Annotated in this window: 31 protein-coding genes; 26 read left to right on the top strand and 5 right to left on the bottom strand. The window is 38.5% G+C overall.

Annotated features, from left to right (window positions below):
* The first annotated feature begins 396 nt into the window (after positions 1-396).
* The 19 genes from C9J48_RS00630 (at position 397) to C9J48_RS00535 (ending at position 14935) form a co-directional block, all read left to right on the top strand.
* Positions 397-783 (top strand): DUF1090 domain-containing protein, encoded by a 387-nt coding sequence (locus tag C9J48_RS00630; protein ID WP_006231640.1) that lies wholly within the window; start codon positions 397-399, stop codon positions 781-783.
* Between the two features lie 166 nt (positions 784-949).
* On the top strand, positions 950-1402 hold the full coding sequence (locus C9J48_RS00625) for an NUDIX hydrolase (protein WP_006231641.1): 453 nt from the start codon (positions 950-952) through the stop codon (positions 1400-1402).
* Between the two features lie 110 nt (positions 1403-1512).
* Positions 1513-1974 carry an acyltransferase gene (locus C9J48_RS00620; RefSeq protein ID WP_006231642.1) on the top strand — a complete coding sequence of 154 codons (462 nt, stop codon included), beginning with the start codon at positions 1513-1515 and terminating at the stop codon, positions 1972-1974.
* Positions 1975-2106: 132 nt separating this feature from the next.
* A complete protein-coding gene (locus tag C9J48_RS00615) occupies positions 2107-2640 on the top strand; it encodes a GNAT family N-acetyltransferase (RefSeq protein ID WP_006231643.1) in 534 nt (177 codons plus the stop codon).
* Between the two features lie 55 nt (positions 2641-2695).
* On the top strand, positions 2696-3241 hold the full coding sequence (locus C9J48_RS00610; RefSeq protein WP_036803367.1) for an AAA family ATPase: 546 nt from the start codon (positions 2696-2698) through the stop codon (positions 3239-3241).
* 213 nt (positions 3242-3454) lie between these two features.
* Positions 3455-3751, top strand: coding sequence for a Dabb family protein (locus C9J48_RS00600; protein ID WP_006231645.1), 297 nt, complete (start codon positions 3455-3457; stop codon positions 3749-3751).
* A 12-nt stretch (positions 3752-3763) separates the two neighbouring features.
* Positions 3764-4174 (top strand): nuclear transport factor 2 family protein, encoded by a 411-nt coding sequence (locus C9J48_RS00595; protein ID WP_006231646.1) that lies wholly within the window; start codon positions 3764-3766, stop codon positions 4172-4174.
* 159 nt (positions 4175-4333) lie between these two features.
* Positions 4334-4534, top strand: coding sequence for a hypothetical protein (locus C9J48_RS00590; RefSeq protein WP_006231647.1), 201 nt, complete (start codon positions 4334-4336; stop codon positions 4532-4534).
* A gap of 433 nt (positions 4535-4967) precedes the next feature.
* On the top strand, positions 4968-5204 hold the full coding sequence (locus C9J48_RS00585) for a hypothetical protein (protein WP_006231648.1): 237 nt from the start codon (positions 4968-4970) through the stop codon (positions 5202-5204).
* Between the two features lie 99 nt (positions 5205-5303).
* Positions 5304-5639: a TehB family protein gene (locus C9J48_RS00580; protein ID WP_006231649.1), complete on the top strand. Its 336-nt coding sequence runs from the start codon at positions 5304-5306 to the stop codon at positions 5637-5639.
* Positions 5640-6310: 671 nt separating this feature from the next.
* Entirely contained in the window at positions 6311-7162 is an 852-nt protein-coding gene (locus C9J48_RS00575) for a hypothetical protein (protein ID WP_006231650.1), read from the top strand.
* 11 nt (positions 7163-7173) lie between these two features.
* Complete coding sequence (locus tag C9J48_RS00570) at positions 7174-7890, top strand: hypothetical protein (protein ID WP_006231651.1); 717 nt, start codon at positions 7174-7176, stop codon at positions 7888-7890.
* Positions 7890-9068 (top strand): hypothetical protein, encoded by a 1179-nt coding sequence (locus C9J48_RS00565; protein ID WP_006231652.1) that lies wholly within the window; start codon positions 7890-7892, stop codon positions 9066-9068. The genes C9J48_RS00570 and C9J48_RS00565 overlap by 1 nt, the downstream gene beginning before the upstream one ends.
* Positions 9050-10447, top strand: a complete 1398-nt coding sequence (locus C9J48_RS00560; RefSeq protein WP_006231653.1) for a hypothetical protein — start codon at positions 9050-9052, stop codon at positions 10445-10447. The genes C9J48_RS00565 and C9J48_RS00560 overlap by 19 nt, the downstream gene beginning before the upstream one ends.
* A 14-nt stretch (positions 10448-10461) precedes the next feature.
* The gene (locus C9J48_RS00555; RefSeq protein ID WP_006231654.1) at positions 10462-11763 is read left to right on the top strand and encodes a hypothetical protein; all 1302 of its coding nucleotides are present in this window, start codon (positions 10462-10464) and stop codon (positions 11761-11763) included.
* Entirely contained in the window at positions 11753-12511 is a 759-nt protein-coding gene (locus tag C9J48_RS00550) for a hypothetical protein (protein ID WP_006231655.1), read from the top strand. The genes C9J48_RS00555 and C9J48_RS00550 overlap by 11 nt, the downstream gene beginning before the upstream one ends.
* Positions 12512-12536: 25 nt before the next feature.
* On the top strand, positions 12537-13868 hold the full coding sequence (locus C9J48_RS00545) for a transglycosylase SLT domain-containing protein (protein WP_006231656.1): 1332 nt from the start codon (positions 12537-12539) through the stop codon (positions 13866-13868).
* 12 nt (positions 13869-13880) lie between these two features.
* On the top strand, positions 13881-14516 hold the full coding sequence (locus tag C9J48_RS00540) for a hypothetical protein (RefSeq protein ID WP_006231657.1): 636 nt from the start codon (positions 13881-13883) through the stop codon (positions 14514-14516).
* Between the two features lie 143 nt (positions 14517-14659).
* Positions 14660-14935, top strand: a complete 276-nt coding sequence (locus C9J48_RS00535; RefSeq protein WP_006231658.1) for a nitrogenase-stabilizing/protective protein NifW — start codon at positions 14660-14662, stop codon at positions 14933-14935.
* A gap of 60 nt (positions 14936-14995) precedes the next feature.
* Here the strand turns inward: C9J48_RS00535 and C9J48_RS00530 are convergent, their stop codons facing one another.
* The gene (locus C9J48_RS00530; RefSeq protein ID WP_006231659.1) at positions 14996-15178 is read right to left on the bottom strand and encodes a hypothetical protein; all 183 of its coding nucleotides are present in this window, start codon (positions 15176-15178) and stop codon (positions 14996-14998) included.
* A 377-nt stretch (positions 15179-15555) separates the two neighbouring features.
* On the opposite strand from C9J48_RS00530, the gene C9J48_RS00525 reads away from it, so the two are divergent.
* Positions 15556-16041 carry a group I truncated hemoglobin gene (locus tag C9J48_RS00525; RefSeq protein ID WP_006231660.1) on the top strand — a complete coding sequence of 162 codons (486 nt, stop codon included), beginning with the start codon at positions 15556-15558 and terminating at the stop codon, positions 16039-16041.
* Positions 16042-16147: 106 nt separating this feature from the next.
* Here C9J48_RS00525 and C9J48_RS00520 read toward each other — a convergent pair whose 3' ends face one another.
* Positions 16148-17023, bottom strand: a complete 876-nt coding sequence (locus tag C9J48_RS00520) for an EamA family transporter (protein ID WP_006231661.1) — start codon at positions 17021-17023, stop codon at positions 16148-16150.
* A gap of 114 nt (positions 17024-17137) precedes the next feature.
* Here C9J48_RS00520 and C9J48_RS00515 point away from each other — a divergent pair, with 114 nt between their 5' ends.
* A complete protein-coding gene (locus C9J48_RS00515; protein WP_036803627.1) occupies positions 17138-17815 on the top strand; it encodes a hypothetical protein in 678 nt (225 codons plus the stop codon).
* A 21-nt stretch (positions 17816-17836) separates the two neighbouring features.
* On the opposite strand, the gene C9J48_RS28125 is transcribed toward C9J48_RS00515, so the two are convergent.
* On the bottom strand, positions 17837-18118 hold the full coding sequence (locus C9J48_RS28125; RefSeq protein ID WP_006231663.1) for a hypothetical protein: 282 nt from the start codon (positions 18116-18118) through the stop codon (positions 17837-17839).
* Between the two features lie 387 nt (positions 18119-18505).
* On the opposite strand from C9J48_RS28125, the gene C9J48_RS00505 reads away from it, so the two are divergent.
* Both C9J48_RS00505 and C9J48_RS00500 read left to right on the top strand, forming a co-directional pair.
* A complete protein-coding gene (locus C9J48_RS00505) occupies positions 18506-18949 on the top strand; it encodes a CopD family protein (protein WP_006231664.1) in 444 nt (147 codons plus the stop codon).
* Between the two features lie 43 nt (positions 18950-18992).
* A complete protein-coding gene (locus C9J48_RS00500; protein ID WP_006231665.1) occupies positions 18993-19415 on the top strand; it encodes a GNAT family N-acetyltransferase in 423 nt (140 codons plus the stop codon).
* On the opposite strand, the gene C9J48_RS00495 is transcribed toward C9J48_RS00500, so the two are convergent.
* Positions 19410-20081 (bottom strand): glutathione S-transferase, encoded by a 672-nt coding sequence (locus C9J48_RS00495; RefSeq protein WP_036803372.1) that lies wholly within the window; start codon positions 20079-20081, stop codon positions 19410-19412. The genes C9J48_RS00500 and C9J48_RS00495 overlap by 6 nt on opposite strands.
* A 163-nt stretch (positions 20082-20244) precedes the next feature.
* On the bottom strand, positions 20245-21825 hold the full coding sequence (locus C9J48_RS00490; protein ID WP_081450107.1) for an ABC-F family ATPase: 1581 nt from the start codon (positions 21823-21825) through the stop codon (positions 20245-20247).
* A 354-nt stretch (positions 21826-22179) separates the two neighbouring features.
* Here C9J48_RS00490 and C9J48_RS00485 point away from each other — a divergent pair, with 354 nt between their 5' ends.
* The 3 genes from C9J48_RS00485 to C9J48_RS00475 all read left to right on the top strand — a co-directional run bounded on the left by C9J48_RS00485 (position 22180) and on the right by C9J48_RS00475 (position 25143).
* The gene (locus C9J48_RS00485; protein WP_006231668.1) at positions 22180-22923 is read left to right on the top strand and encodes a metallophosphoesterase family protein; all 744 of its coding nucleotides are present in this window, start codon (positions 22180-22182) and stop codon (positions 22921-22923) included.
* Between the two features lie 83 nt (positions 22924-23006).
* Positions 23007-23345 carry a hypothetical protein gene (locus C9J48_RS00480; RefSeq protein ID WP_006231669.1) on the top strand — a complete coding sequence of 113 codons (339 nt, stop codon included), beginning with the start codon at positions 23007-23009 and terminating at the stop codon, positions 23343-23345.
* Between the two features lie 271 nt (positions 23346-23616).
* Positions 23617-25143 carry a YfcC family protein gene (locus tag C9J48_RS00475; RefSeq protein ID WP_006231670.1) on the top strand — a complete coding sequence of 509 codons (1527 nt, stop codon included), beginning with the start codon at positions 23617-23619 and terminating at the stop codon, positions 25141-25143.
* Positions 25144-25222 lie beyond the last annotated feature (79 nt).

Below are 25222 nucleotides of genomic sequence, written 5' to 3'. Positions count from 1 at the left end.
AAGCGCGTTCAATGATAAACAGATATGCCCTGTAGGAATGAAATGAAATAGAGCAAGCTTGCCTTGAAAAGCATACAATAAATGGTTGGCTTTGTATGGTTTGTTGCTATGTCACACTCATTTATGTTCATCACTGTGTCTACGGATCTTGCCTAACACGGATTACACAATGCTTAGATAAACTGTCTTCTAAACTATGAAAACCTCAAACTTTGATGTTGGGAAGGATTTTCAATAGCTGATATTTTTGTTGCTTCTATTTATAAAAAATTATGTCAGCATGGGGCTGCTAATAAAGAGGACTACGATGAGCATTTAATTTGGTTGCGTAAGCAAGGTGAAATTGATTTACCCCCATTAGTAACTCGAGAATAGTTCAAAAATAGGATAATGAATATGAAAAATAAAGTTATTACAGCTGTAACACTCTCATTTCTTCTCGCTTTGTCATCCACAGCGCATGCGGCTCAGCTAACAGGTTGTGAAGCTAAAAAAGAGGAGATAAAAACGCAAATAAAATATGCAAAGGAATATGGAAATAAACATCGTTTAGCAGGTTTAGAAACGGCATTACAAAGAGTAAATGAAAACTGTACAGAGGAATCGCTAAGAGAAGAGCAGAAGGAGAGAATAGCTGAAAAAAAGGAGAGAGTAGCGAAAAGAGAACAAGAGTTAAATGAAGCAAAAGAAAAAGGAAACACCAACAAAATAGAAAAGAAAGAGAGAAAGCTGCAAGACGCGATGGATGAACTCAAAGAAGCCCAAAACGAACTTCTACGTTAAATACAAACGTTATTTATACATCATCTTGTTCGAATGTTGTTTTGTAGACCAAAAGATTTAACATACTTCTGTACCGCGAGGTGTTGATCTTGTCTGACACTGGTTTGTCGCTGTTCCCATTTTGGCTAGCGTTTGCCGATTCTCAATAAACAATGAGGAATAATAAATGATCCCTGTTAGATGTGCTGTCGTTTCGGGTATTGCCTTATCTAAGGTGAATGATCAGACGAAGATCCTTTTGATGAAAAGAACAAAGGGTGGTTTCTGGTGCCATGTTGCTGGAACGGTTGAAAGTAATGAGCTAGGTTGGCAAACCATCATCAGAGAGTTTAAAGAAGAAACTCAAATTGATGTGGGAGACTTATACAATGGGCAATATTTAGAACAATTCTACGAAAACAACCTCAATACAATAGAAGTTATTCCTGTATTCGTTATTTACTGTAAACCGAATCAATCCGTAATTATTAATCACGAGCATACGGAATATAAATGGTGCACTCTAAATGAAGCGAAGGAACTAGCTGCATTTCCTGGTCAAAAGGTATTATATGATCATGTCTGGCATTACTTTGTAGACAATAAACCATCAGAATTAATGCGAGTGGAAATCGATTAATAACAATCGAACGATGCTAATTTCATTAAGTATCTTTGGTCTGAAGTTCAGCGTGTTTGGTCAGTTTGTTGTGACACTCTTTCTAGCAGACGTTATATTTTGGAGGATATATGGGTAGCCCTAGAATTTTAAAAGCACGTATTGTAGATGTCGATTGTGGTGATAATGTTACGATTGTTGAGCCTTCAAATGTGTATGGTTGTTCACTGGCTGACGATGTTTTCGTTGGCCCTTTTGTCGAAATTCAAAAGAACACATCCATTGGGTTTCGAACTAAAATTCAGTCGCACACTTTTATTTGTGAGTTCGTAAAAATTGGTTCTGATTGTTTTGTTGGGCATGGTGTTATGTTTGCCAACGATTTATTCAAAGACGGTAAGCCTAACGCTAATCCAGATAGTTGGGGTCGAACCCAAATTGGTGACAATGTAACTATTGGCTCTAATGCAACTGTTTTACCCGTTAGTATTTGTGACGGTGTTGTTATTGGTGCAGGTAGCGTGGTAACCAAAGATATTACCGAAAAAGGTGTTTATGCCGGTAACCCAGCACGAATTTTACGTAGATTCTAATAGGTTAAAAGTTAAAAAAAATAGGCCGGCTTCATTTTTGGTTTTAAGTGATTGATTTTATATAGAAGATACCTTCTAGCTGGTATTGTTTACGACCAAACATTTGAAATCGACAAGTAATGGAAGGCGGGAATGTTGAACCACAAGAATATTGTATTAAGGAAAGTTCAAAAAAGTGAATTTGAATTGTTATATGCGCTTATTACTCAAGATGAAAAATGGACCAAATACAATGGCCCCTATTTCCCTTATAGCACACCCAGTAAGCTAGAGTTTGAAAGTGGCCTTTTTAAGCGATTATGCGAAGGAGATAAAACGTTAGCAATCGAAGTAGACGGTAACCTAGTCGGTAATGTCAGTTACTACTGGGAATGTGAATCGACGCATTGGCTAGAAATCGGGATCGTAATATATGATTCTAATTATTGGTCAAATGGCATTGGTCGCAATGCTTTAATTCCTTGGATTAATTGCTTGTTTGATACGCTGGAAATTGAACGTGTTGGTTTAACTACTTGGTCGGGTAATCCTCGAATGATGGCGTGTGCTAAAAATCTGGGTTTAAAGCAAGAAGCTAGGTTACGTAAAGTCCGATATCATCAAGGTGTGTACTACGATTCTGTTAAATATGGCGTACTACGAAGTGAGTGGCTAGCAAGTAAGTAGAAAGGTTAGAGATCACATTAGGCATTATCAGTTTGGTTTAATTTTAGGACAGAGTTTGTATCAAGATAATTTTATAGTGTTTACTGGTGGACCCGGATCAGGAAAAACGACAGTTATCAACGAGCTTAAAAAACGGGGTTACTTAAGTTCTGAAGAGGTTGGTCGTAGAGTAATCCACACTCAAGTTGAACAAGGTGGCGACGCTTTGCCTTGGGCTAATAAAAAATCTTTTCGTGATTTAATGCTTAAGGCTGAAGTTGATTCATATCAGCAGAATCAGTGTGAAGTTGAATGGGTGTTTTTTGACCGAGGTGTCGTTGATATTTTGGGTTATTCAAACCTTGAAAGCATTTGTTTGAGCGATCAATTGCTGAACGCTGTATCGAGTTTTCAATATCATCAAAAGGCTTTTATCTTTCCACCATGGGAATCGATTTATACCAATGATAGTGAGCGGAAACAAGATTTTATCGTAGCGGTAAAAACGTATAAAGAAATGATTTCAGCTTATATCCAATGTGGTTATGAATTACTTGAAGTGCCATGTGGAACTGTTAATGAAAGAGTTGATTTCATATTGGCTAATTTAAAACTTGGTTAACAAATATATTACCACGTTTTTTATTCACTTTATATTTTGATTGTTTTTTGCTCATACTCCAGCTTTGTATTCAAAGTTGAATTGGTACGTAATAGAAACGCACGATGATCATTTTGTACTTAAAAGTTCATTGGTCTAATTAGAACACACATAATAAAGCCGCTTAACAGAATACTAGTTACCGATTCTTCAATATTTAATAGGAAATGACCGATGATCAGACATATTCTACTCATTAAGTTTAAATCTACTGCAGAAACAAATGACATTAATATGCTCAAAGCAAGTTTCAAATCGATGCCATCAAAAGTAGAAGGCGTACACTCTGTTGAGTGGGGACTTAATGATAGCCCTGAGGGGAAAAACAAGGGTTACACCCATGCGGTGGTGATGAACTTTGTTGATAATGCAGGTAGAGACAACTACTTACCACACCCTGAACACGACGAATTAAAGAAACTGTTTAGACCGATACTTGAAGATATAGTTGTATTCGATTTTACGATTTAAAAGGGATATTTAATGAATTCAAAAGAAGTAGTGCTTTCGTTTTGGAAAGCAATGAGGAGTAATGATTTTTACAAAGCAAGTGAATGGTTGTCGGAAGATTTTGAAGGTATTTGGCCTCAGTCAGCAGAGCTTATTCTTGGCCGTAAGAATTTTGCAGAAATTAACTCATTTTATCCTGTTCACGGGCGTTGGGAGTTTCATATTAACTCCGTTATATGTGAAGAAAATCAGGTTGTTACCGACATATCTATAACTGATGGCGAGCAAAAATCACGAGCAATCACTTTTCACACTATTGAAAACGGTTTGATTCGTAAACAGATAGAGTTTTGGCCTGATGACTATGGTGCACCAAAATGGCGTGAAAAGTGGGTAAAAAAATGGACGAAGAATAGTCTGGATTGTCTTTTTAATCGACATTAAGATGGTGTGCCTTGAAATAAGTTCTAGGCATCCACTGTTGCTACGTACTCTAAGCCTATGGCATTATTAGCCTTATTCCGTTTGATGTCTGGCGGTTATTTCGGAAAACATCGAATGTAACGCTATATTAAGCCATTTTAAAAGGCGATAGAGGATCATATGAAAGAAAAACATGTCTATTATTTAGTGACATTTTTAACCGTGTTTGGTGCGGTGCTTATCAAGAATTACCTTGTCGGTAACTATGAAGAATTGAGCAACTTATCGTTTGTGTTTGATGTATTGCTGTTTGTCGCAATATATATGCCGTTGCATTTCGTTTGTTCCAAAATTGGCAAGCACTTTACGAAAAGCATGTAGAAAGCTTTCATGGTGCTCCTTTCTGATTATCGACTTGGGTAAATAATCAGAAAGCGATCGACTTCTATTTTTACTTAGGCTTCCAAGTTATTGGTGAATTGAATTTTGACCTTGATGAGGAGTTACATAAAAACCATGTGTTCTCTTATGCAGGCTAGCGACAGGTATCTAATTCTAGATTACCTGTTATCGATTGACTAAAGGTTACTTCTTCATACGTCTACCATCATGTTTCCATGTATTTCCTCTACAACATTCTGTTAAATAAACAAAAAAACCAAATCATTTGAATTTGTGATTGCATTGTGAGATAAATTCACGATGCAAATGAGTGGTATTCAATGTTTAATTGTTTTGAATGAAATATGATATTTCAACGCAATGCGTTAATGCCAGCTTTACACACTAAATTAGAAGTGAAAAGGGTTAGGTTATGGCTGTACAATATTGTGAGAAGTGCAATAAAGACACTGAACATAAGGAAATTATGAAACAAAAGCCGTCGAAGTACGGTAAAAGCAAGAAAGAGCAGTTTAAAGCATTTCTTGAAGGTTTCTTTTCAGGTACTGCAAGTCCGGTATTGGCATCGTTAGATTTGCTCGATCGTTATGTGGAATGCCAAACATGTCACCATCGAAAACTTGAGAATCATGGAGATGAATTCCAGTAAGTACTACGAGGCTTTATATAGCCCTGTATTCTTCACTTTTGAATCGAGATGCACTTTCAACCACTATACTTCTTTCTTTAACTGGATGATGGATGCCACATGACCATACCTAATGATTTCGTTAATTATAAAACGACGCCTGTATTTACGCCTGATAATATTCCTAAGATGTTTTTGTTTGAGCACAACACTAAGGCAGGGGTGTTTGGAAAGATCTGCGTGATAGCGGGATCATTGAAGTTTTATGGCTTTAAAGAGCGACGAGGTAAGGTCGAACAAGAAGTGATTATTAATGCTGGTGACGATGCAATTTCACCACCGGAATACTGGCATAAGGTGGAATTTTTAACTCCGACCACTGAATTCCGTGTTGAGTTTTACGCCCAGAAAGACTCAGATATCGTGCAGAAAAATCTAAGTGAACGTAACAAATAGCGTTTGTCTAAAGGTTTGATATTCTTTACTACAGAATAGCTGTATTACAATATTTACATTAGCTAATTTAAGTAGAGACCTATTTCAATACTAAAGTTTATAATTCTATAATGTGTAAGCGCCCCTTAAGGGTATAGGTGATTTCTGCTTATACTTTTCATATCGTGTTTATTTAAGGTATATATCATTAGGGGTTTATAATTGTTCGGCGTTTTATTTTTAATAATAACTGATATTGTAATGTTGTTAACTAATTTTACGTGTATTTTTTATACATAAAAATAAACACCTACTTTTTATTATATGCCTTAGGTCACAAAATCATAAATAAGGTAATTGCATACAAAAAGTTGTTTTATTCTTGATTTTGAATACAATTATTTCGCCAATATATTGACGGAAAGTAAAGGCCGGGTGGTGAAGCAGTTAAATGCTCTTACAGAGCAGGTGTCAAACCATGTTGCATAATTATTTCCTGGAAGGAAATCACATTTATTTATTCATTACTGTGAATGTATATTCATATTTGTGACTTGGAGTATGCTAATTGCTTGATTGAACAAATAAATTATCTTCGGTAAATTCAGCTTCTCTTTTGTATTGGTGAATTGTTTGTGAAGTTAGTTCATTCGTCATTTTCTCATTTTCTCAAGATGTTATGCCTACTTTGCATGTCTAACGTGGTTAATGCTGAACCATATCTCTATATCGATGGTTATGGTGAAACAGAGCAACAAGCAACAATCGACGCGAAACAACAATTAGCTTTACGTATTTATAGTAAAGTTGAAGTGAAAGAAAAAAACATCCAATCTAAAGTGAATGGTGATATTAACACTAGCTATGAATTGCAATCGGAGATAACGACATTACCGATTGAAATTCAATATATGGAAATAAGCCATGTCACTTGTGAATATTTTACATGTCAGTATCAATTTAAAATTGATACAAATAAATGGTTCGCTTCTCTCAAACGAGACGTGGCTGAATACCATAACATTGCGTCTGATTATTTAAGTATTGCAGGGCAGCAGTGGCGGGATTTAAAACAATTAGACACAATAAAATCGAATCTACTCAATAGTGAACAATCATTAATAATATTGTCATCACTAGGTGCGAGTGATTTGTTTCTGCTGGAAAATAAACAATCAAGATTATTACGTCGAGCGACTCAATACGAGAATCAATTTCAGATTTCCTTTCGTTCAGCATCAGATCGATTTTCGTCGGAAGTGAAAACGTTATTATCTGCTTCAAAAGCAGCATCTTCAAGTGGAAATATCACCGTTTATATTAAAGCCAGTATGCAGAAAGGGAAGCAGGGTAATCACTTTGTTGCCAAGCAAACTGTAGTGTTACAAATTTTTGAAGCCAACAATCTAGGCGTTGTGGTGGCTCAGAAGCAGCTGTCGGAAATGGCTAGTTCCCCGAACAGTATCGATAGTGCTTTAAAAAAGGCACGTCAAAAAATAATAAAAATATTAAAAACTCATTCTATTTATTCATTGTTAGATTAAAGGACAAAAAAATGCTTAAGAAAACAGTTATGGCCGGTTTTGTAGTATCAGTATTGGCTGGTTGTTCATCAATACCTGGTATGGAATCAGCAACCGTTGATCGTGCAGAAATGAGCAAGTCATTGACGCAGAACTGTACGGAATTAGGTTCTGATTACACTGCTGTTTCTTATGCAGTTGATAAAGCATCTAAAATGATGGTTTCAATTCAGGAACGTCAGTGTTCTGTATTTGGCGACTACCGTACTTTAACTTCTAAGCATGGCGATGTTGCTGGATTCTTGGCAGTAAATGCAGATAAGTCTGATGAAGAGCTGCTTGTTGCAATGAATGAATTCGACGAAGGCAAACCTGAAAGCAAGAAAATTCGCCCACAAGTTGAAGCATACAAAAATGCTTCTGACGCTATTTTCAAGAAGAACGTTAAGTTAGCGACAGATATTGCTACGCAAGCAGCTGAAATTGCCTTTATTGCATCGCAAAATGCGGTCGTTATTGCACAAGAATCAGGAATGGCTGGCCTAGGAAACTTACTTGCTGCTGCATCAAACGAATCAAAAGAAGAAGGCGAAGAGAAAGAAACAGTGCCTGTTGTTGAAGCTTACAACGAATTAGAAGCACGTTCTTTGCTGGCTTATGATGCTAACACTCTAATTTCTATGGATAAAAATACCATTGAACAGTTAGAGAACCTAGATAAAGTGCTAGAAGAGAAAGTGAAATCATAATGAAGTTATCTCAAATTGCTGGCTTAGTGGCAGTGAGTGTGGCTCTCGTTGGGTGTCAGAGTAACAAGAGTAACCAAACTTATGCTGTAGAGAGTAATGCTGGTAACTCTTCGTTAATTATTGGCAAATCAGCTCATGATTTTAAGAACGAAGATATTGAAGTTCCAGCGTATTTTAATACGCAGGGGCTACAGTTTTGCTCTTATGAGGCGGATGAGAAAGATCAACGCTGCCCATTAGCTAAAAAGACTATCCGTCTTTATTTTGGTGATGTGCAAACCGACGTTAGCTCAACGCTTAAAGGCCAATCTGCAGATGTCTTTAATGCAATGCATTCTAATATTGGTAAGTTCCAGGCGAAAGCATTGGAAAACACGCTTGAAAACCAGTTTGCAGGTGTAAACCGATTCCGAATTTTGACGCGTGATACGCAGTCTGTGAATGCTGCAATGGAAGAAATTCTGGCAGATGAAGGTGCAGTTAACGTTGCTAAGAAAGCAGGTAGCCGTAGTAAGTTGTCTACCGATTACATCATGAAAGTGGATGTATTAAAAACGGGTGACATGCTGTTTGGTTCAACACAGTCGCTTTTTCAAACATCAATTGAAATGACTACGGGTGTAATAGACCCATACACGCGTGAAAAGCTGAGTTACCCAAATATCGGCAAGATCCGTGTATCCAATTTCGATGTGCGCGATAAAGAAAGTTACACCACAGTGATTGCTAACGGTGATTATTACCGTGGTTTTAATTACACCAGTGGTAAAGACGTTGATGCCGTGTTGAATGAAATGTCTTCCCGTGGCTTTGATATTATGCTGACGCGTTTGCTGAAAGAAATGCCAGCCACCGCACAAGTTATGGGTATTAAAGGTGATCGTATTTCATTAGATCGTGGCCAAAATGCCGGTGTACTGCCGAATGAAACGATGGTGGTATTTGAGTACAGTGCTGGTTTTGTGGAGCCAATTGGTGTCGCAACGGTAAACCCTAGCCAGCAGAGTGCGCAAGGTAAAATTGTGCGTTGGAAAAATAGCCAGTTAGCTGATCAAGTTAGAGATGAAGCAGAAGATGGTATTTACCGTCCTGATCGCCAACGTCGCATCTTTGCTGTTAGCGTGGGTATTCCAATGGAATTCATGAAGGAACGAAGCACATGGGCACAAAAAGGTTAACTCAAGGCATTGCCCTAAGTACCTTATTTGTATGCTTGTCGTCTTCCGCATTGGAACTTGATAAGAGCCAGCTGACGCTGGCTCTTTCAGAACAAGGCTGTGCGTATGGACGCGGGGCACTAGCAATAGAGGCTGCTAAAGCTGAAGGTTTAAATAACCTTCGGCTATTTTTACAGGGAGAGGTCTCGTTTTCATTAACGACAGATGACTCTCTTTTACTCGATGAGCAGTTCAATCAAGAAACGCGTGATTTACTTATTTCTGGCATTGCACAAGGTAATATTCGTGCTGATTTTGATCTGCCAGAAATTCAAGGTGATGATACCTGTGTTACGGTTCGGCTTCAGCCTCCTACATCAGAATTATCAAATGGTGATGATGGTATCGATTGGGCAAATTCACCCACTATCTCATTGGTTGTAATCGGTGAAGGGAAAGGTGACAGCAAATCAGGCTTAAGTGCGCGTCAGGCAGCAGAGCAAGACGCTTTTCGCCGTGCAGTTAGCCAAGCCCTCGGTGTAATGGTGAAGTCAGGTTATTTGCAGCAGGCTTATTCCAATATGTCGGCGAGCACGAACAGTGATGACTTTAATTTAGAAGAAGTTACTCGCCAATCGTTATCGTTGCAATCTCAAGGAATGATCTCAAGCTGGAATGAGATATCCAATAAACAACTAGATAACGGACTGTTTGCGGTCACTTTGGATATCACTGTCGAGCGACAGAAAATGGAAGATAAAGTCGCTCAATTGATCAAAAGTCTTGGACAACCCTTGGTATATATCAATGCTCAATTGCCAGCGGTGAAAAGCTCGTTTACTGAAGCTCTCGCAAACATGGGGTTTGACTTATCACAGTCCCCTGCGCAATCAAGCATCATTATTGATGTGAAAGAAACCAAAAAAGTGACACCGTCAGGCCTTCAACTTGAACTCATTGCTGTTGTTCACGATCGCGCTGGTAACCAATACGGTACGTGGCGAAATGATCCGACATTCATGACATTGCCTAATAAAGCTGGAATGTTGAATCAACTGGCAGCTGTTCACCTTGCTGTCGAGAGTAACCAGCAAGCGATTAAGTTTAAGCTGCATGATTCTGCACAAAAAATGGCAATGCGTGGTGGGCCAGTTAGAGAAATCATTTTCTCTAAACGTGCTGCAGGTCAGCAAGGGCAGTTATTTACCTTGCTCAGTGCAATTAATGGTGTGTCAGATATCAAAATGACGAAAAAATCTGACAAAGTCGTGGTTCAGTTACGGTCGTTAAATAATGCTAATGATCTTGCTCAATACATTGAACCCACACTGCGAATTCATCAGCCTAAATACACCTCAAAGCTTAACGTTATGAATGAATATCAGATCAACGTACTTTAAAAATAGGATTTACCATGTTTAAGAAAACATTGTTGGCATTAGTGCTAGCAACAACCTTTAGTGCTGCTCATGCAGGCGTTGATTTTGATCTTAATGATCTAGTTCCTGCAACCGCCTCAGCGGAAGAATCTCAAGCTGTTGATACAACAGCTGTAAAAGAAGTAGATGGTCTTATTATTGCAGATGATCCGAAAGCGGCAGTCTTGGTCGCTCATCAAAGCTTAATAGAAGACGAGGGTGATGGCGTAAAAATGATTGCGGTGAGTTCTGGCGTCGGAATCTTATCAACCGGCTCTGGTAGTTATGAAACGTACGAAAACCGTAATGCAACCTTACTTTCAAAACGTGCCGCATACATGAAAGCCTTCCAGATTGCGAAAAAGCAATTGGTCGAAAACATGGAAGGCATGAGCAACATGTGCGCAACCGCTATTAATGAAACAATGGATGCCATTGATACCGCTACAGACAGCGTAGCTAACACCACAGCCATGACAAGCGATAATTGTGCTGAGTCAGTAAAAGGTGCTTTGGCTGGTTATGTTACGTTTGATGTATATGATGATCCTGCTGAGAAATTAGTTCGTGTTAGCTTGATCTCTACACCAAAGACACGAGAGCAGACTAAGCGTAAAGTCGGTGCTTTAACGCAAACAACTGAACCCAATGCTATTTTTAAGCAAATTATTGCAGATTTGCAGTCGGGTGTAATGCCGCCTGTTGGGGCTAAAGTTATCACGAACCCTGATAGTGGCGAATCATTTGTGCTTGGTTTTGGCTCATCTATCATTCGTGATAACAAGAACAAAAGCGTTAAGCGTAAGTTAGTGTCGATGTCCAAGTCTCAGGCGCAGGCAAAAGCACGTAACGGTTTGATCTCTGTGATGCAGGGTGAAGAAGTGTACTGGGAGGGGGGCTTTAGCGAAAACCAGCTAGAGAAGAACGAACAGTTCTCTTACCCAGAAGATAGTATCGATCCGGCAGATGCAACTGCATTGGCTGAAGATAAGCATACTTTCATGAATAACATGAAACATGCCGAGTCTTACAAGTCATTTGCGGCAGGTAAAGTGCCACCGGGTGTGTCGGTTAAAACGTTCAAGAGTAGTGACGGTGACTGGATGCTTGCTGTTGCGGTTTATGCGCCATCACTTGAATCTGCCGCAAAGGAAGCAGCAGCAGAAAACAAGCAACGAGTACGTGAAGGTAAAACTGCGGGAACAGACCACAAAGTAGGAACTACGGGTGGCTTGACTGATAGTGGTAATAATACTCAAGGCCCATCAGGTCAGGTAAGTAATGTTAATGATCTGTAATTACAGAGCATTATTGTTGGCAGGCGCATTTAGCCTGCCAGTAATGGCAAATGAGGTGGTAATTTGGGAGTTTGCTGGTACCACCTATACGGTACAAGGGCATTCATCGAGTTATACGGTAGATGCCGTAAGAACCTCGGAGTTATCAACAAACCAGATAAAGGCTCTATGCAGAAAGGGGTTGAGTTTACCGTTACGAGCAGAATACGAAGATAAGTTGATTGAAAAAGGTGTGATAAACGAACGTTTTTCTAGCTGGCCTCTTAGCAACTTGAAGTACGAATTAGCTGATATTCGCTATTTTGATGTAAGCCGTACCTCTGCCACTTGCTCCGCCACACTTACCGATAATGGTAAAGCAACGAACTTGAAAACAACGGCATTAAGTTATGCCGTCGCGTATTACACGATCAAGAAATATGATGCGCTAAAACAGATGCTACCTTACGTAATGAAACAGCCTGCTATCGCGATGGATGGGGCGGGACTCGTGACGTTGCTACTCAGTCAACAAGACATAAAGAAAGCACAAGCATATTTCGAGCATTATGTTGATGTCGCAGCGGTGAAGAATGACAGCATCAAATTGTGGCTAGCGCAATGGCAGAAAGATATTGACCTATCACTGAGTATATCAATTGCTAAACAGTGCCAAAGTTCTGCGTGCCAACAACTCTTAATACAACTTGAAGATATGATAGCAGAGCAAGAACAAGATTCTGCTGGTGATTTATCGTCATATTTCTAGTCTCTCTATAAGGAAATCCCTATTTATGAAATTTAGACATGGTGTATTGGCTGTCGCTATCAATGTTTTTTTAATGGGTAATGTTCATGCTAATGATCCTTTTGCTGAATTGGATCAAGAAGTAGGGCAATTAACGGCCGACCATACAGAAGAGTTTACTCAGTGGTATGCCAGCCATATTAAAGAATTTAATCAGTGGCAAATGGCTTATTTGCAAGAGTGGGATAAGCAAAAGGAAGACGCTTTAAATGATTGGGGAGATGCCAAAACCGATTCGCAAGATGTGATTGTTGTTTACGATACGAAGAATGCATCGCGCACGGTTATTGATCTCGAAAACGGCGAAATTACAATTAATTATAAACTGCCGAAATCAGAGACAGCGACCTCAAAAGCATCACAGCAAACAGCTGCTGAATTGGTAATCATTAATCAAGTAATAGAAAAAAATAATCAACTTTGGCAAGATGTCGGCATTACCGAACCTGTAAAGGCGACCCCGCAAGAGGTTGAAGTTAAAGATATAGAATTAGATCAAAAAGAACTGGCTAAGGTTAAACAAGAAATAAAAGCGCAGACAGATCGGCAAATGAGTCAGCTTGATATATTTGTTAATCAAGACTCACAGCAATTGTTAGCTGAAAAACGAAAAGCGGAATTGCTAGAAGATCAAAAGCAGATCATGAAGGCGAATGAAGCGAAACGATTGGCTAAACTTGAGCAAAACTTTAATCAATCTGCAGTGAAATTCCAGCGTTCTTCTGCGCAAATTGTCGAATATAAAACCAAGATCCCAAGTACCGCTGTTTCAAAGCGCGCTCAGAATTACATGCCTTATATTTATGCAGAAAGTGAAAAACGTGAATTACCTGCTCCGCTAGTATTAGCAATTATGCACACTGAATCGCACTTTAACCCGAAAGCAAAATCACATGTACCTGCTTATGGTTTGATGCAAATTGTGCCGACTACAGCAGGGCATGATGTTAATAAACTTTACCGTGGTAAAGATAAGCCAATGAAAGAGAATGAGCTTTATAACCCTAAAATTAATATTGAAACGGGAACGGCTTATCTGAAAATATTGGAAAGTCGTTATTTACGCGGTATCGAGAATTCACAGAGTGCGATATATGCCATTATCGCAGCTTATAACACGGGTTCTGGCAATGTTGCGAAAGCATTTGGTGAAAGAAGTGTAAGAGCAGCCGTGAAGAAAATAAATACAATGAGTTCAGAGCAGGTTTATAAACATTTACTTGCAAATCTACCGTATAAAGAAACACGTAATTATTTGAAAAAAGTAAATAAAGTAATGCAGAGCTATCAGCAGCATCAAACTTATACAATGATTTAATAAGGGCACATAATGAATAAAAAAATACTATCAGCTGCGGTTCTAGCCGTGCTTTTAACAGGTTGTGCAACAGAGTCAGCTCAGGTTACTCAACAGCCAGAGACCAATATACCGTCAGAAAATAGCTCACAGGCAATGCCTGCGTGGGTGTTTAATCCATCATCCGCAAATGGTTTTGCTGCTTCGAACTGTGTTACAGCATCTGGAAATTTCTCGGTTGACCGTAATCACGTCGTGTCTCTAACACGTAATACATTGGCTCAGAATATGGATTTGAAAGCTAACGTATTAGAAAAAACATACCAGAAGATGGATTCAGCGGCAGGTGTATCTACAACAGGTACGTCGTTTGAACAAATAGCGAAACAGATCACAAGCGTGTCTTTGCAAAAAAGCCAAGTAGAGCAGATCGCAGTAGTGCAAATTTCTGGTATTGATCAGGTGTGTGCATTGGTAACCATGCCTAAAATGGAAAGTGAGAAGTTGTTCAATAACATGGTTGAAACTAACACTGTGATTGACCCGACTGATAAAGCAGCTTTATACAAAGAATTTATGAGTCAGAAGACAACAAAAGAACTGGAAAACCAAGTAAATACGTTGTCTGAAGTTACAGATGCAACTGCACCTGTGGCGAAAGAATCTTAAACATAGCTTATGTTTTGTCTCTTCTATTTTGTTTTGAATAAAGTGAGATAGAGGAGGCTAAATTGAGCGAAATACGTCTTATATCAATGATTGAATATCTGCATTCTCCTAAACTGACGGAAATATTCCGATTATTCTAGATTATGGCCCAAACTGATATTAAACAAATTATCGCTAGTTTTACTTCAATAGAACAAGCGTTAGAGTATTTTGATATAGGCTTTGATAGCCGATTTATTAATGAATACCGTACAGTGTTAGTGAAACGCTTTAACGGGTATTTGTTACTTGAAAAGCCAGATGATTGGTTTTCAGCCCGTCGAGCTCTTAAAAGTGCGTATTGTAAAGTACAACGAAGCCGTCTAGATCCTCACTCCCGTTCAGCTTGTCGAGGGTGTACTTCGTGTCAGCGTCGTTGAATAGGGCAGTATTGATATGAATATGGGGAAACTAGGCCGCAATCTGCGGCTCTATTGTCATTATAATATTTTAGTTAATAGAGCGACTAGCTCACTTTCTGTTGTTGGCATTTTAGCGAGTTCAATATTGGATGAAGCTCCACCTTTTAGCATGTAGGCAGTAGTAGTACAGTGATCGTGGTGAAACCATTTCCCATTTACACAAACATCTGTGTAACACCTTGTGTCTTGTATTAATTCCATACGAATACCTCTCCGATTAACCGTTAACCAATTATCAACATAACGTTGGGCACTTGTTATTAAAATGATTCAAGTCAATTGTTTTGAAATTTACCCCTATAGAGTTACCCTGAATATTAGCTTTTTTTCGCTTGATTGGTTCAATGTGGTGCAACTTATTGTGACTGGTATGTATAAAAGCTATCACCTATAAATAGACATTAGTTTAAAAGTGATTTTGTTTTAATATACTGATATTAATCGTATTTATTATCATTAATTTAATGTTATATTTCTTAGACGTTGAGTCTTAATTTTATTGAACGCACTGAAATAAACCATAACGTGAACTATGATCTTTTTGACTCTGTTATAAATTTGGTCACGAGGAAATAGTTATGATTAAGAGTGTGGATAATCTAAAAGCAGTGCTTATCTTTGTTTTAACATCATTTTTGTCAATTGGTACAGTTTCTGCTGAAAGCAATACTAAATCAGAGCCATCTTCGCTATATAGCCGATTGGGAGGGCTAGCGCCGATATCTGTAGTTGTCAGTGACTTTATAGATGTCGTAGTGCCTGATACTTTCCTTAATAAAAATCCAGCAGTTCAAGCCACAAGGGCACATGTGCCAGCTGTATATTTGAAATATCGTGTAACGTCTATGGTTTGTAGTGTGACTGGTGGCCCTTGCGAGTACCAAGGAAAAGGAATGAAAGAAGCGCATGCGAATTTGAACATCACTGAGTCTGAGTGGGATCGCATGGTTGTACTTTTCAAAGAGGTGCTTACAAAGCATAAGGTTCCGGCAACAGAGTCTCAAGAACTACTTGAACTTATAGGCTCAACCAAAGCTGATATTGTCGTTGCAAGCAGTAAGTAAAATTCAAGTAAACAAGCAAAGGCAGTCGGGCGATGCTATCGTCTGCTGCCTTGTTATTATCAATTTTCTCTGCGCAATTATCTGACTATTTACTTATCCAGTATTCTTACTGAAATATCACCAAAGTAGCAGCAACTGCAACAAGCAATAATGCAAATATGTCTTTTCGACGGGTCTGTTCTTTTAGCCAAAAGGCAGAGATGACCATCATAAAGAAAATTTCAATCTGACCTAACGTTTTCACATAAGGAACCGTTTGCAATGACATTGCACTGAACCAGCCTAATGAACCGAAGAAACTGGCAATACTGGTCATCGTTACAAGTTTTCTTTGTTTTACCATTAGCCCAAGTGTTTCTCTATCTCGTATGCATAAGTAACTAGTCAGTATTAGTGTTTGAATAAAGATAACTAAGAATAAAACCCATGCCGCGCTATGAGGGAAAGATAACGATAAGCTCAGACTTGCTTCTCTAATCCATAGTGATGTAAGAGCGAATGCAGTACTGCATGCAAGCCCAATGGCGAGGGTTTTGAGGGATATATTTCTAATCTTATCTGGCGAGCTTAAAATTAATACTGCGATAGCACCAACTGCGACACCAAGCCAGCCCCAATAGGTTAATGTTGTACCAAAGAACAAAACACCGAGAAATGCCGCTACAGGAGCCTCACATTTTGCTAATCCAGCCCCGACAGCAAAGTTTTTTTGCTTAAATAGAACAACCATCAGTGCTGTTGCTACAATTTGCATGACAGCTGCACTAATAATGAATCCCCAAGATTTAGCAGAGAAGCTGGGTAGGTCTGTAGGTTGCCATTGATAAAGGCTATATAGATATAACAAAGCCAATGGACTTGCCAAAAGAAAACGAGAGAGGGTAACACCGACAACATTTAACTGCTTGCTCAATTTACTCTGAAAGGCATTTCGCCACGCCTGACAAAAAGCGGCAAAACAGGTTAAAACTATCCAACTCATCTTAGTCTCTTGTTCTTTAAAGATTATAAAGGTAAATCATAAAGTGTTGTTGTTAATAATGATATGGTCTTTGAAAATATCGGCTACAAGTACTTAAGTGGCTGGGAGGGGACGTTGAAAAGTTCCGAAATATTTGAGTTATTAACGAAAGATGATACAAAAGCCAGAAATCAGTTTACTGATGACTTTAGGTTTGAGTTAGGTAATTTATCTAATATCTTTTCAGAAGCATTTTCTCTTCTTAATGATTCAGACTGTGTAAAAGAAGATTCACATCGAACAAATCTTGTTTCAAGGTATCTTTATTTAGCTGTAGAATCTGCAGTTACAGCCGTTCAGCTATTATCTACCGGACATATTGCACCCGCAGGGAATTCAATGCGAATTTCTTATGAATCATTATGTATGGCAACCTTGTTAAAGACTGATGTTCAAATTCAGATAGCTAATGGCAAACATGTATTTAACTTTTATGATGAGTTTAAGAAAAAAACATCCAATGCACGAGCAGATAAAGCATTAAATTTAGTAATAAAAAACAAAGAAGCGCTAGGTTTAAACGAAGAGGATGCTACCTTCTTAAAAGTCGCTAAAAACTTCTACAATAGTTACAGCCATGCGAGTGATATCCTTATCCATTCAAAAGTAAAACCATCAACAAGCCAACTTTATGTTGGTGGTGGCTATGATTTAGAAAGAATAAATGACTTTAAAATTCAAATAGATTTTATAACTCGCTATAGTAAGAATTTGAGCAGCTGGATTACAGCGGTAGCATACGATGCTGCATAACCATTGGTAAAACGTTAATCACTAAGCCTTGATTCTGTTGTTTCGAACTAAACCACGTCGCACATTTTTGCAGAGTTTTCCAAAGCTATATAGCTCATCAAAACTAGGGGATATACCTCGGTCTATAGCGTGTTGCCAGTAGGTGAGGTCTGTATCTACCAGTTCCATGAGTTTTTTAGGGCATCCGATACAGCTATTATCTACACCACACACAAAAGTATCGGAGTCATATAATGGAAACTCCTTTTTGACGGCATCAATGATTTGTTGCATAGCGGTAATTCTGTCGGGTTTCTTACTCATACTAACGGTGACTTCTCTAAAAGTTGAAGTGAGTATTATAAAGTGAGTTACAGTGGTGACAACTCTGCAAAAGTGGTAATTGAATATTCAATTTTACCTGTCGCTACACTCGTCAATTTTGTTCTTTCTTAGTTAGCCTTACAGCATCCATTTGTTCAATATTCTTACCTTTTGATAAAAAACAGTGTTTACACATTTTAGATGTCATACATCTCAATCAAATGATATATTAATTATACATGTTTATTGCTGCAAACATCAGCATGAGTTTTAAGACGATTGTTATTGTGTGTATCTCAGTAGTGTATTCAGATACGGTGCTGTGAATAGATGTAGGATAAAGATCGTTGAATAAAGGCTGTTAGCACATAAAAGGAAGTATCAACAATGTATGGTTTTCTATTGGCGGTTCATATCTTGTCTGCCACTGTTTGGACTGGCGGACATATCGTTTTATCCTGCGTTATTTTACCGAGCGTTTTAAAAAATCGGTCGCCTCAAGAGTTACTTAAATTTGAAGAGGCATATGAAAAAATAGGAATGCCTGCGCTTATTATTCAGGTAATTAGTGGGCTAATGCTCGCGTATCACTTAGTGCCTGATGTGTCGTTGTGGTTTGATTTCTCTAATCCGTTAGCTCATGGAATTGTCGCAAAATTAAGTTTACTTGCGCTAACTGTAATGTTTGCACTAGATGCGAGATTTCGAGTGATCCCTAAATTATCAGAAGAAAACCTTGTTGATATGGCGCTGCATATTATTCCCGTGACTATACTCTCAATCTTGTTTGTATTAGTCGGTGTATCGTTTCGAACAGGGTGGTTAATGTAAGCATTTATCTATTCAGAGTAGTATTAAATGTTGAAGGATCTATATGGAAATTAAAACATTTTCTGAACAATACCGAAATGCTTTGCGAAGCATCTATCTTGAATCAAGAAAATCTACTTTTACCTGGCTAGAGACCAGTCCATACCAGTTATTAGATTTTGATCAAGATACAGAAGAAGAACGTATTCACGTAGCACTCGAGGGGGATGATGTTTTAGGGTTTATCTCTGTGTGGGAGCCTGACAATTTCATCCATCACCTTTATGTGTCAGAGCGTGCCAGCAGAATCGGTGTGGGTACACAACTGTTAGAAACCGCCAAAAATTTAAGCGACAAACCGCTAACGTTGAAATGCATGAGCAAAAATGACATGGCGCTAAAATTCTATACGTCAAAAGGTTTTGTTATTGCGACTCAAGGCTCTGATGATTATTGTGATTACTACTTAATGACTAATCGTCTATAAAGGTTTCTTCGTTTCGTCGACACCAATTAAAACAGACTCATGGTTATCTAGCCATCGAGGGTATTTTTTCATTGCTTTAGAAAATAGTGGGTTTTGATAATGTGTATTCAGCCAGCGTTGAATGTTTGTATAGGGGGAGTGTAGATACCACTTTCGATCAACGCGGGAAAACTGGCGTACAAAAGGTAAAAGTGCGTAGTCAGCTAAACACGGTTTATCACCCATCAAGAATTCATCGGTCGCTAAGCGTTCTTCAAGATCGGTAATGAACATCTCGCATTGGTTGCGATAAAACACCTCTGCAATATCATGATAACGCGCTGCGACTTTATATTTTTCTAACGACTCGACAAACTCATTGTCGTTGCGGTGAATAAGGTTAAGCATGGTAGGTAGAGCATCAGTACTTTCTTTAACAAGTAGATCACTCGGATCGCTTTGCTGCAATGCCCAAAGCATTATATCAAGACTTTCATCAATGACGGTCGAATCGGCAAGCACTAAAACCGGGACTGTTGCTTTAGGTGATACTGCAATCATTTCGGCAGGAATATTCTTCATCACAATATCACGTAACATAACAGGCTGCTTTGCCAATAGTATTCCTATTCTTGCTCGCATCGCATAAGGGCATCGTCGTAAAGAATACAGTATTGGAAGCGTCATGTTATTGCCTAGATATGCATAGATTATATGAGCGATAGTATCGCTATTTCTTGTTAAAAATAAACAAAAAAAGCCAATCTCATAGTGAACTCTGACGAGTTATTATGCGATCAGCTTTATTTCTTTTATTACACTATGCGACTTTTTTGTGTCTGATTATGCTTTAATTTGATAGGTACTCGTTGAACGTACCTTGGAAGTTAATCATTTTATTATCTTTAATGTCGATAATGCGTGTAGCCAGTGATGAAACGAATTCACGGTCGTGGCTAACGAAAATAAGCGTACCTTGGTACACTTTTAATGCGTTGTTTAATGCTTCAATCGCTTCCATATCCATGTGGTTAGTTGGTTCATCCATGATTAACACGTTAGTTTCCATCAGCATTAACATACCAAATAACAAACGGTTCTTTTCACCACCTGAACAGCTGCGTGCTTTTTTGTTTGCGTCATCTTCAGTAAACAGAAGGCGACCTAACATACCGCGAATCATAAGGTCATTGTGCTTCTCAGTACGGTACTGAGAAATCCAATCAAATAGGCTAAGATCGTTATCGAAATATGCAGAGCTATCTTGTGGGCAGTAACCAACAGTGGCATTTTCAGACCACTTAATTACACCTTCATTTTGTTGTAGCTCATTTACTAAACAGCGTAAAAAGGTTGATTTACCCACGCCATTTTCACCGATAACCGCAAGTTTAGCACCAGCTTCAAGAATAAGGTCGCCACCTTCAAATAACACTTCGCCATCAAAACCGTGACCAACATCTTCAAGGATTAATGCTTGGCGATGCATTTTTTTACCATCTTGGAATTTTAGCGATGGTGTCATGCGGCTTGATGATTTAACGTCATCAAGTTTGATCTTGTCTAATTTCTTCGCGCGAGAACTAGCTTGTTTTGCTTTAGATGCATTAGCACCAAAGCGGTTAACGAAGTCTTGTAACTCTACCATTTCAGCACTTTTCTTCGCATTACCTGCAAGTAATTGCTCTTGGATTAGTGCCGCAGCTTCCATGAAATATTCATAGTTACCAGGGTAGATGCGCAGTTCGCCGTAATCAATATCTGCCATATGCGTACAAACAGTGTTTAAGAAGTGTCTGTCGTGCGAGATGATGATCATGGTGCACTTACGCTTGTTAAGTTCACCAGCCAACCAGTTAATGGTGTGGATATCCAAGTTGTTGGTTGGTTCATCCAGTAACAAGATATCAGGGTTAGAGAATAATGATTGTGCAAGTAGCACACGCAATTTTCGGCCAGGGGCAACCTGCTGCATTGAACCGAAGTGGAATTCTTCTTCAATACCTGCTTCTAGCAAAATGTCACCCGCACGACTTTCAGCACTGTAGCCGTCCATCTCTGCGAATTCACTTTCAAGCTCACCCACTTTCATACCATCTTCTTCGCTCATTTCTGGCAGCGAATAAATGCGCTCACGTTCTTGCTTTATTTCCCAAAGCTTAGCATCGCCCATAATCACGGTGTCGATAACACTGTATTCTTCGAACGCAAATTGATCTTGGCTTAGTGTGCCAACTTTCTGACCTGGAGAAATTGACACATTGCCAGAAGTTGGTGCTAATTCACCGCTGAGAATTTTCATAAATGTGGATTTACCACAACCGTTAGCGCCGATTAAACCGTAGCGGTTGCCGTTACCAAATTTGGCAGAAATGTTTTCAAACAATGGCTCAGGGCCAAATTGCATTGTGATATTTGCGGTCGAGATCAAAAGAGTGTCCTAGCTGTTTACTAACAGGTTAATTATCTGACTTACTGTTTATAAATAAACGAGCTCAGGATAAGTACTGCGAAAGTAAGAGACGTATTAGTGTGATTAGGGTCACGGATTATACAGAGTTTACCTTCAAGATGTCGAGTGGTAGAGGCAAGTAATACATCATTAAGGTGCTTTATTTGTAAGAGATGGTGATATCAAGTATTTAGCGAATTATGATTAACGATGAGTAAGTAATGATTAAGCTGCTATTTCCCTTTTTAATCATTGGTTTACTGTTACACTTTGTTGTGTGTTATTTGTCATGCAAATTTCTTAAATATATAATAACGTTGATGATTGAGTGAAATGAAAATATATCAAGTAAGCGATTGTCACCTTCAAGTTGGTAATACAGAGGCTAACGCCAACCTAGTCTGTGCTTTACAGCATATAGAGGGCAATGGCGATGGTGCTATTTTACTGCTAACGGGGGACTTGGTTTGTAACCCTTCAGTGGATGTTTATGAGCATTTCAGAGAAATCATAGAGACTCATGTCTCGAACAGTGAAATATATGCTATTGCTGGTAATCACGATGATTCGCAAATGATGAAAGCTGTATTTAGCGGCAGTCGTATTATGGTTAAGAAAACGGTAAAACTGGCGAATGGTTGTCGGTTGATCTTTGTCGATTCAAGTCAAACGCCTTTAACCAATATGCCGCTTGGATCGGGTCGAGTTTCAAACAAAGATCTTAGTTTGCTGAAGAAATGGTCACGAAAAACACCCTCAATCGTTGTTGTACATCATCCAGTGGTTGATGTTGGTACAGAGTGGTTCACTCAAATAGGAATAGAAAACAAAGCTGCAGTAGTAAGAGCGATACATCATCATACTCTTTCCGTTATTAGTGGGCATGCACACTCTTTCTTCAAGGTGCTGGTAAAAGAGGGGGTTAACCAAGTTGTTTGCCCTGCTACGTGCTACGGCTTTGATCACGCCAACCCTTGTTATGAAAGGAATGAAGAGATTGGAATTATGTATTATGACATTGAAAGAGTTGGAGAAACGTTTGATGTACAAGAGTCCATAATGCCGATTAATCGTTAGCATTTGTCGATAGTTTAAATGGTGCTAAGTTGTATTATGTATCCATTTAATGTCTAGTCTTTGTCATAAAAGAGATACATCGTATGAACGATCTTTACACTTATATTGCCGCCACAAAAGGTGAAATCACTGAATTAGAACTCGTTAGCCATGAGTCGGTTGATACATCTTATAAAGATCAAGGTATCGAGGTTGATTGTACAGAGTCGTTATTTAGATTTTCAAATGGCGTGATTATAAAACATTGCATTGAATCTGAGCTTTTTGAAGCCAATGAACAGGCGTGCCCAGAGTGCTGGATTTCGTACGAAGTGATTTCAGAATTAGAGAATACGTTAGTGCAGCCTAAAAGAAAGACATTTATAAACCATTGCCAAGAATCGTTTTGGCTCAAAATTAATAAGCAACACGCAAATACATAACAAATTATACCCGAAAGATGTTTACTTATTGGTACTCAATTCTCCTTAGTACAAACATCTACTTACCATAACCTCATTTAGAGCTTAATTATTCATAGGGTTCTTCACTGTGCTTGTCTTGTTACAGTGAGTGTTTCTCTACTTTTTAATATCCAACTTATTGCATTTGTTTTTTTGTGATAGGTATAGCGTTTTTACATTTGGTTACATAATACTTTGTGGCTATTAAGTAGGTAGTTTTCTTATATGTAAATAACGTAGTGGTTATAAAATGGATATTATTAAAGAGTCAAAGAGAACATTTCAATTCCCAACCGCATTCACAATCTTGTTTGTAATTATGTTAGTTGCCATTGGTCTTACATGGATTGTTCCTGCTGGATCATATTCAAAATTAGCGTATAGCGAAAATGATAATACGTTACAGATAGCTAGCCCATCAGGGAATGTAACAACAGTAGCAGCAACTCAAGATGAGTTAAAAAAGCTTAATATCAATATCGATATTGAACAATTTGTTAACGGTGTAATACGAAAGCCAATAGCAATACCAGATACTTATCAACAAGTTGAACAATCGCCAAAAGGGTTGTTGGATGTTGCTGTTTCAATAGTTGAAGGCACAATTGAAGGTGCAGATATTATTGTTTTTATTTTGATATTGGGTGGCATGATCGGAGTAATAAATAAAACAGGGGCATTTGATGCAGGTTTAATAAGTTTATCTGAAAAAACGAAAGGACGAGAATTTCTATTTGTTGCTTTAGTTTGTATCGTTATGGCATTGGGTGGAACCACTTGTGGTTTGGAAGAAGAAGCTGTCGCGTTTTACCCGATTCTTGTTCCTATTTTTCTAGCGCTAGGGTTTGACTCTATTGTTTGCGTAGGCGCAATATTCCTTGCAGCATCCATTGGTACAGCTTTTTCAACCATCAACCCATTTTCTGTTGTTATCGCATCTAATGCGGCTGGCATATCTTTTACTGAAGGGTTGGGTGTTAGGGCCTTTGGGCTTGTCGTTGGAACTACTGTGGTTATCGGTTATTTGTATTGGTACTGTCAAAAAATTAAAGCTGATCCTTCATTTTCTTATACCTATGAAGATCGAGAATCATTTAAAGCTCGATTTTTAAAAAGTGACAACCTCTCAGGTAATGTACCTTTCACAACACGCCGTAAAGTGATTCTTGCTTTATTTGCAATCGCATTCCCACTAATGATCTGGGGTGTTTCTATGGGGGGATGGTGGTTTCCTCAGATGGCGGCATCTTTCTTAACTATTGCTATAATAATAATCTTCATTTCAGGGCTAAAAGAAAAAGAAGCTGTTGAAGCTTTTACCAAAGGAGCGTCTGAGTTAGTCGCAGTATCATTAATTATTGGAATGGCGCGTGGTGTAAATATTGTTCTTGAGCAAGGAATGGTTTCAGATACAATATTAGCCTATGCATCTGATCTTGTATCGGGTATGCATGGTAGTGTATTTGCTGTTTCTCAAATGATTGTCTTTTTCTTCCTTGGATTAGTTGTTCCATCTTCATCTGGGCTTGCTGTTTTAGCTATGCCAATCATGGCACCACTCGCAGATACAGTGATGATACCTCGTGATATTGTAGTATCAGCCTATAACTGGGGGCAATATTCAATGCTATTTTTAGCGCCTACGGGATTAGTTTTAGTCACTCTGCAAATGCTCGATATTCCATTTAACAAATGGGTTAAATTCGTACTTCCCATCGTTGGCTTTTTACTTGTATTTGGTTCTATTCTTTTGGTTGCGCAAGTCATGATGCTTTAGTTTGATTGAAGCAGGAATGGAGGGGCTGTGTAGTTTAAATAAATGAGAATCGTACCCTAACTAACGGACACAAAAAAGC

This window comes from Photobacterium profundum, from assembly GCF_003026285.1.
GTDB classification, from domain to species: domain Bacteria; phylum Pseudomonadota; class Gammaproteobacteria; order Enterobacterales; family Vibrionaceae; genus Photobacterium; species Photobacterium profundum.
The sequence above is the reverse complement of the archived record's forward strand: the minus strand, read 5'-3'. Positions and strand labels throughout refer to the sequence as shown.

Excerpts from the sequence above, each read along its gene's own strand:
- C9J48_RS00535 (WP_006231658.1), top strand. The coding sequence starts at position 14,660 with ATGGCCCAAACTGATATTAAACAAATTATCGCTAGTTTTACTTCAATA.
- C9J48_RS00475 (WP_006231670.1), top strand. The coding sequence starts at position 23,617 with ATGGATATTATTAAAGAGTCAAAGAGAACATTTCAATTCCCAACCGCA.
- C9J48_RS00540 (WP_006231657.1), top strand. The coding sequence starts at position 13,881 with ATGAATAAAAAAATACTATCAGCTGCGGTTCTAGCCGTGCTTTTAACA.
- C9J48_RS00575 (WP_006231650.1), top strand. The coding sequence starts at position 6,311 with ATGTCTAACGTGGTTAATGCTGAACCATATCTCTATATCGATGGTTAT.
- C9J48_RS00505 (WP_006231664.1), top strand. The coding sequence starts at position 18,506 with ATGTATGGTTTTCTATTGGCGGTTCATATCTTGTCTGCCACTGTTTGG.
- C9J48_RS00495 (WP_036803372.1), bottom strand. The coding sequence starts at position 20,081 with ATGACGCTTCCAATACTGTATTCTTTACGACGATGCCCTTATGCGATG.
- C9J48_RS00500 (WP_006231665.1), top strand. The coding sequence starts at position 18,993 with ATGGAAATTAAAACATTTTCTGAACAATACCGAAATGCTTTGCGAAGC.
- C9J48_RS00590 (WP_006231647.1), top strand. The coding sequence starts at position 4,334 with ATGAAAGAAAAACATGTCTATTATTTAGTGACATTTTTAACCGTGTTT.
- C9J48_RS00550 (WP_006231655.1), top strand. The coding sequence starts at position 11,753 with ATGATCTGTAATTACAGAGCATTATTGTTGGCAGGCGCATTTAGCCTG.
- C9J48_RS00625 (WP_006231641.1), top strand. The coding sequence starts at position 950 with ATGATCCCTGTTAGATGTGCTGTCGTTTCGGGTATTGCCTTATCTAAG.
- C9J48_RS00600 (WP_006231645.1), top strand. The coding sequence starts at position 3,455 with ATGATCAGACATATTCTACTCATTAAGTTTAAATCTACTGCAGAAACA.
- C9J48_RS00570 (WP_006231651.1), top strand. The coding sequence starts at position 7,174 with ATGCTTAAGAAAACAGTTATGGCCGGTTTTGTAGTATCAGTATTGGCT.
- C9J48_RS00620 (WP_006231642.1), top strand. The coding sequence starts at position 1,513 with ATGGGTAGCCCTAGAATTTTAAAAGCACGTATTGTAGATGTCGATTGT.
- C9J48_RS00595 (WP_006231646.1), top strand. The coding sequence starts at position 3,764 with ATGAATTCAAAAGAAGTAGTGCTTTCGTTTTGGAAAGCAATGAGGAGT.
- C9J48_RS00555 (WP_006231654.1), top strand. The coding sequence starts at position 10,462 with ATGTTTAAGAAAACATTGTTGGCATTAGTGCTAGCAACAACCTTTAGT.
- C9J48_RS00615 (WP_006231643.1), top strand. The coding sequence starts at position 2,107 with ATGTTGAACCACAAGAATATTGTATTAAGGAAAGTTCAAAAAAGTGAA.
- C9J48_RS28125 (WP_006231663.1), bottom strand. The coding sequence starts at position 18,118 with ATGAGTAAGAAACCCGACAGAATTACCGCTATGCAACAAATCATTGAT.
- C9J48_RS00560 (WP_006231653.1), top strand. The coding sequence starts at position 9,050 with ATGGGCACAAAAAGGTTAACTCAAGGCATTGCCCTAAGTACCTTATTT.
- C9J48_RS00530 (WP_006231659.1), bottom strand. The coding sequence starts at position 15,178 with ATGGAATTAATACAAGACACAAGGTGTTACACAGATGTTTGTGTAAAT.
- C9J48_RS00630 (WP_006231640.1), top strand. The coding sequence starts at position 397 with ATGAAAAATAAAGTTATTACAGCTGTAACACTCTCATTTCTTCTCGCT.
- C9J48_RS00480 (WP_006231669.1), top strand. The coding sequence starts at position 23,007 with ATGAACGATCTTTACACTTATATTGCCGCCACAAAAGGTGAAATCACT.
- C9J48_RS00520 (WP_006231661.1), bottom strand. The coding sequence starts at position 17,023 with ATGAGTTGGATAGTTTTAACCTGTTTTGCCGCTTTTTGTCAGGCGTGG.
- C9J48_RS00585 (WP_006231648.1), top strand. The coding sequence starts at position 4,968 with ATGGCTGTACAATATTGTGAGAAGTGCAATAAAGACACTGAACATAAG.
- C9J48_RS00485 (WP_006231668.1), top strand. The coding sequence starts at position 22,180 with ATGAAAATATATCAAGTAAGCGATTGTCACCTTCAAGTTGGTAATACA.
- C9J48_RS00565 (WP_006231652.1), top strand. The coding sequence starts at position 7,890 with ATGAAGTTATCTCAAATTGCTGGCTTAGTGGCAGTGAGTGTGGCTCTC.
- C9J48_RS00580 (WP_006231649.1), top strand. The coding sequence starts at position 5,304 with ATGACCATACCTAATGATTTCGTTAATTATAAAACGACGCCTGTATTT.
- C9J48_RS00525 (WP_006231660.1), top strand. The coding sequence starts at position 15,556 with ATGATTAAGAGTGTGGATAATCTAAAAGCAGTGCTTATCTTTGTTTTA.
- C9J48_RS00545 (WP_006231656.1), top strand. The coding sequence starts at position 12,537 with ATGAAATTTAGACATGGTGTATTGGCTGTCGCTATCAATGTTTTTTTA.